The organism is Rubrobacter taiwanensis, assembly GCF_004337705.1.
Taxonomy (GTDB): domain Bacteria; phylum Actinomycetota; class Rubrobacteria; order Rubrobacterales; family Rubrobacteraceae; genus Rubrobacter_C; species Rubrobacter_C taiwanensis.
Window position 1 is genome coordinate 1 of sequence record NZ_SKBU01000036.1, and the last position, 4762, is coordinate 4762.

Here is a 4762-nt window from a genome sequence, read left to right on the forward strand (position 1 = left end):
GGTTGCTCTAACCCACTTTCGAGTAGGAACCACACGGTGGCCGTCTTCGTCAACGGTCTTTTCTACACACTTCCTGGGACACTACCGCGCTTCCCGGACCCGGAGGGCATGATCCGGGATCTCAAGGAATCCGGATTCCGGCTCGGCCTGTGGCAGCTGCCGTACTTCAACCCCCGCAACCGGCTGCACCGGGAGGCCATAGAGAAGGAGTATGCGATCCTCAACGAGCGAGGGAAACCCCCGGTGGACGACGTTGTGCTGGACCTGAGCAACCCTGAGGCGGTGCGCTGGTACCAGGGGTTGCTCGAGAAGCTGCTCCGGCAGGGAGTGGCGGCCTTCACGGCGGACTTCGGGGAGGCGGCCCCGCTCAACGGCATCTACGCCGCCGGCCGGAGCGGTTTCCACGAGCACAACCTCTACCCGCTGCGCTACAACCGGGCGGTCGCCGAGGTGACGGAACGGGTGACGGGAGAGAGGATCGCCTGGTCCCGCAGCGCCTGGGCCGGGAGCCAGCGCTACCCGCTGCACTGGGGCGGCGACCCGGAGACCACGAACGGCGCGATGGCCGGCAGCCTGCGCGGAGGTCTCTCTTTAGGACTCTGCGGCTTCCCGTTCTGGGGGCACTTCATCGGGGGGTTCGCCGCGCCGCCGGACCCGGACCTCTACCTGCGGTGGCTCGCCTTCGGGGTCTTCTCCTCCCATACCCGCTGCCACGGCACGCCTCCCAGAGAGCCCTGGGAGTTCGGGCAGGAGTTTGCCGAAAGCTTCCGGAGGATCGTGGAGCTGCGCTACCGCCTCCTGCCGTACATCTACGCTCAGGCTAAGCTCTCCTCCGAGACGGGACATCCGGTGCTGCGGACGCTCTTCTTCGAGTACCCGGAAGATCCTACCGGCTGGACCGTCGAGGACGAATATATGTTCGGCGAGGATATCCTGGTGGCGCCGCTCTTCGAGGAGATCCGGGAGCGCCCCGTGTATCTGCCGCCCGGCTCCTGGGTGGAGTACTTCAGCGGCAAGACCTACGGCGGTTCGGGCTGGCACCGCATCCGGGCCGGGGAAGAGATCCCCGCGGTGGTGCTCGTCCGCTACGGAGCGGCCATCCCGCACGCTCCCCTCGTCCAGCACACCGGTGAGCTGGACTGGGGCAGTATAGAGCTCTGCGTATACGGGGCCGAAGCCTCGCCGGTTACGGGCCGGTTCTGCCGCCCGGAGGAGGGCGAGTTGCACACCCTGCGCCTGGAGCGCGCCGATGACGGGAATCTGCGCGTCACCGGGGAGCGGCCGCCGGGCTCATCCGGATGGACGGTGCGAGAGGTGGGTTAGGCGGGGCTTGGCGTCTGGTATGCTTCATGCTCGAGATGAAGCGGGCGACCATACTCACGATAGCCGTGATCGGGGCCCTGATCCTCGCGGCTGCGGTAATCTGGGTCCGGATCTTTGTCTGATCCCGTAACCCGAAGGCGGTTTCTCGCGGGAGGGTAGCGGGTAACCTTGCCGGGAAGTGCGGCGTCCAGAGGAGGTGCGATGAGCGACGGAGGGATAGATCGAAGGTTCGTCGAGCGGCAGCGGCAGCGCCTGCTGCAGCTGAAAGAGGAACTGGAGCGCATACAGAGCGGCGTCGAGGAGGACCAGAGGGAGCGGCGGGAGGAGGGAGACTTCACCCAGCACGACCGGGGAGACCAGAGCCAGTACCTGTTCTCACGTTCGATGGACGCGACGCTGGGGGAGCAGGTCGACCGGCGCCTTGAAGAGGTTAACCGCGCCCTCCAGAAGATAGAGGAGGGTTCCTACGGAGTCTGCGACGACACCGGCGAGCGCATCCCCCGGGGGCGGCTGGAGGCCGTCCCCGAAGCCGTGCGCACGCTGGAGGCCCAGCAGCGATATGAGCGGGAGCGGCGGCCGCCGGCTTAGGATGCGCCCGCGGGGATGAAGGGTCCGCGCCTGGCGATCATGTGCGGCCTCCCCCGAAGCGGCAAGACCACCTACGCCCGGGGATTGCAAGAGGCGGGGTGGGTGAGGGTGTGTCCCGACGACATCCGGCGCGCCCTGCACGGCCGGAGCCACTACCCGCCCGCCGAGCCGGTGGTCTGGGCGAACGCCGAGCTGGCCGTCAGATCGCTGCTGCTGGGCGGCCACGCCGTGGTAGTGGACGCGACCCATACGACCCGGGCGCGGAGGGCTCCGTGGGTGCGCATGGCGCGGGAGCTGGGCCTCCGGCTCGAAGCTTACGTGCTGGAGACGCCCGCGGAGGAGTGCCGGCGGCGAAGCAGGGAGTCCGACGACCCGGTGCCGCCCGAGGTCATAGATCGCATGGCCGAACAGTGGGAGCCTGTGGAGGAGGACGGCGTCGAGGTGCGAACGGTGAGCGGTTGTGGTGGGGCTTGAGGAGATAGCGGCGGCGCGGCGGAGGCTGGAGGGGGTCGCGGTGCGCACCCCGCTCCTTCCGTACGGCCGCGGGGTGTACCTGAAACCGGAGAGCCTGCAGCCGGTAGGGTCGTTCAAGCTGCGCGGAGCTTACAACAAGATCTGCACGCTCTCCGAGGCGCAGCGGCGACGGGGCGTGGTCGCCTACTCCAGCGGCAACCACGCGCAGGGCGTCGCCTACGCGGCGCGCGAGCTGGGGGTACGGGCGACCATCGTCATGCCGCGCGGCGCACCGGAGGTGAAGCTGAGGCGCACGCGGGCGCTCGGAGCGGAGATCGCGCCTGTCGGAGAGGGCAGCGAGGAGCGCCGGGCCAGAGCGGAGGAGCTTGCCGCCGGGCGCGGGTATGCCATAATCCCGCCTTACGACGACGAGGCGGTCATCGCCGGGCAGGGTACGGTGGGGCTGGAGATCGTAGAAGAGGTGCCCGAAGTTGCGACGATCTGGGTCCCTGTCGGGGGCGGCGGGCTCATCAGCGGGGTTGCGGCGGCCGTGAAGCTGGGCGGCTCCGGGGCGCGGGTGATCGGGGTGGAGCCGGAGCTGGCGGCGGACGCCCGGGAGAGCTTCCGGCGGGGCGAGCTCGTTGGCATCTCCGGGGAGCGGGCGGGTCGCACGCTGGCAGACGGTCTGCGGGCGCAGCGGCTCGGTGAGATCCCGTTCCGGCACATCCGGCGCTTCGTGGACGACATCGTAACCGTGAGCGAGGAGCAGATAGCGGATGCCCTGCGCCGCCTGGCCTTCGAGGCCCGGCTGGTCGTGGAGCCCAGCGGGGCCGTTGCCTTCGCCGGGTGCCTGGCTCACGGGGGCGGGCGGGCGAACGTGGCGGTGGTCAGTGGCGGGAACGTCGAGCCGCGGACCTTCGTCCGCCTGCTCGCCGCAGAATTTACCGGCGTTTAACTCAAGCGCTCCGGATGGGAGGTAGACTGCTCCCGATAGACACGGGCTTCTCAGACCGGAGGAGAGCATGAAATACGCCCTCATCTCGGACATCCACTCCAACCTGCCGGCGCTGGAGGCGGTGCTGCAGGACATAGAGGGCCGGGGAGACGTGGATCACATCTACCATTTGGGGGATCTCGTCGGGTACGCTCCCTGGCCGAACGAGGTGGTGGACCTGATCCGGGCCTGCCGCATATCCGGTGTGGCCGGCAACTACGACTCCACCGTCGCTACCGGCTACAAGCACTGCGGCTGCAAGGCGGAGTCCCCGCGCCAGGAGGAGCTCTCCCACCTCAGCTACGGCTGGACCCGCGAGCACGTCTCGCCCGCCACCAGGCGCTTCCTCGGAGAGCTGCCGTTCAGGATGGACGTGAGGCCCGCCGGTGGACACCGGTCCAACCCGCAGATGATCCTGGTCCACGGCACGCCGACCCTGAACACCCTCTACTGGACCGGGGATAGGTCCGACGCCTTCTGCGTGAAGATGGCGAGAGCTGCCGGGGCCAGAGAAGGCGACCTCATCGCCTTCGGGCACACCCACAAGCCCTGGAGCCGGGAGGTAGAGGGCGTCCGCTTCGTCAACACGGGATCGGTCGGCAAGCCCAAGGACGGCGACTGGCGCGCCGGGTACGTACTGGTCGAGGCCGGCGAGGCGTTCCGGAGCGTGGAGTTCGTGCGGGTGGAGTACGATCTGGAGCGCGCGATGGAGGCCATCCGGGAGAGCGGCCTGCCGGACGAGTTCGCCGATCAGCTCGCCGCCGGCGGGACGGCCGTGCCGGTCGAGTAGGGGGGCTCGGAATGAAGAGGGTCCGGGTCCTCTTCCTCTGCACCGGCAACGCGGCCCGCAGCCAGATGGCCGAGGCTTTCCTGCGCGAGTACGGCGGCGGCCGCTACGAGGCGTACAGCGCCGGCAGCCGGCCCGCCGGGGAGATAGACCCGATGACGGTTCGGGTCATGGAGGAAATCGGGGTGGACATCCTGGACCAGTACCCCAAGAGCCTGCACATCTTCCTGGGCCGCAAGCACTTCGGGTACCAGATCACGGTCTGCAAACGCGAGGAGGAGCGGGAGCTGAACTGCCCGGTCTTTCCCGGGATGGGGCTCCGGCTCTCCTGGCCGTTCGAAGACCCCCGCGGCTTCCGGGGCGGCGAGGAGGAGCGGCTGGGGAAGTTCCGGGAGGTGCGGGACCGGATCGCAGACCGGGTCCGCAGCTGGGTGGAGGCCAGCCAGCGGGTCTGATCTCTGCCAGGCCTGAAACCTCTCCGCCCACAGCCTCTATTCGGCCTTCGCTCCGGCGGCGGGGCTGGTCTAGTGTAAGAAACCGTCCGAAAAGTGGTCTTGAGGCAGTGACTCGGTACCCTACCGAGCATGATGAGAAGAGCATACCAGACCGATCTGTCC

The 4762-nt window shown here is 68.5% G+C and carries 6 protein-coding genes; all 6 read left to right on the plus strand.

Translation table 11 applies throughout. The features are described from left to right. The first annotated feature begins 36 nt into the window (after positions 1-36). The 6 genes from E0L93_RS14225 to E0L93_RS14250 all read left to right on the plus strand — a co-directional run bounded on the left by E0L93_RS14225 (position 37) and on the right by E0L93_RS14250 (position 4600). Positions 37-1323 carry a TIM-barrel domain-containing protein gene (locus tag E0L93_RS14225; RefSeq protein ID WP_207890526.1) on the plus strand — a complete coding sequence of 429 codons (1287 nt, stop codon included), beginning with the start codon at positions 37-39 and terminating at the stop codon, positions 1321-1323. A 201-nt stretch (positions 1324-1524) separates the two neighbouring features. Then, positions 1525-1911: a TraR/DksA family transcriptional regulator gene (locus E0L93_RS14230; protein WP_132692747.1), complete on the plus strand. Its 387-nt coding sequence runs from the start codon at positions 1525-1527 to the stop codon at positions 1909-1911. A gap of 15 nt (positions 1912-1926) precedes the next feature. After that, positions 1927-2385, plus strand: coding sequence for an ATP-binding protein (locus E0L93_RS14235; RefSeq protein WP_132692748.1), 459 nt, complete (start codon positions 1927-1929; stop codon positions 2383-2385). Continuing rightward, positions 2372-3319: a threonine ammonia-lyase gene (locus tag E0L93_RS14240; protein ID WP_132692749.1), complete on the plus strand. Its 948-nt coding sequence runs from the start codon at positions 2372-2374 to the stop codon at positions 3317-3319. The genes E0L93_RS14235 and E0L93_RS14240 overlap by 14 nt, the downstream gene beginning before the upstream one ends. 67 nt (positions 3320-3386) lie before the next feature. Beyond that, entirely contained in the window at positions 3387-4148 is a 762-nt protein-coding gene (locus tag E0L93_RS14245) for a metallophosphoesterase family protein (protein WP_132692750.1), read from the plus strand. Between the two features lie 11 nt (positions 4149-4159). Further along, positions 4160-4600, plus strand: a complete 441-nt coding sequence (locus tag E0L93_RS14250) for an arsenate reductase ArsC (protein WP_132692751.1) — start codon at positions 4160-4162, stop codon at positions 4598-4600. The last annotated feature ends 162 nt before the right edge of the window (positions 4601-4762 follow it).

Excerpts from the sequence above, each read along its gene's own strand:
- E0L93_RS14235 (WP_132692748.1), top strand. The coding sequence starts at position 1,927 with ATGAAGGGTCCGCGCCTGGCGATCATGTGCGGCCTCCCCCGAAGCGGC.
- E0L93_RS14230 (WP_132692747.1), top strand. The coding sequence starts at position 1,525 with ATGAGCGACGGAGGGATAGATCGAAGGTTCGTCGAGCGGCAGCGGCAG.
- E0L93_RS14250 (WP_132692751.1), top strand. The coding sequence starts at position 4,160 with ATGAAGAGGGTCCGGGTCCTCTTCCTCTGCACCGGCAACGCGGCCCGC.
- E0L93_RS14245 (WP_132692750.1), top strand. The coding sequence starts at position 3,387 with ATGAAATACGCCCTCATCTCGGACATCCACTCCAACCTGCCGGCGCTG.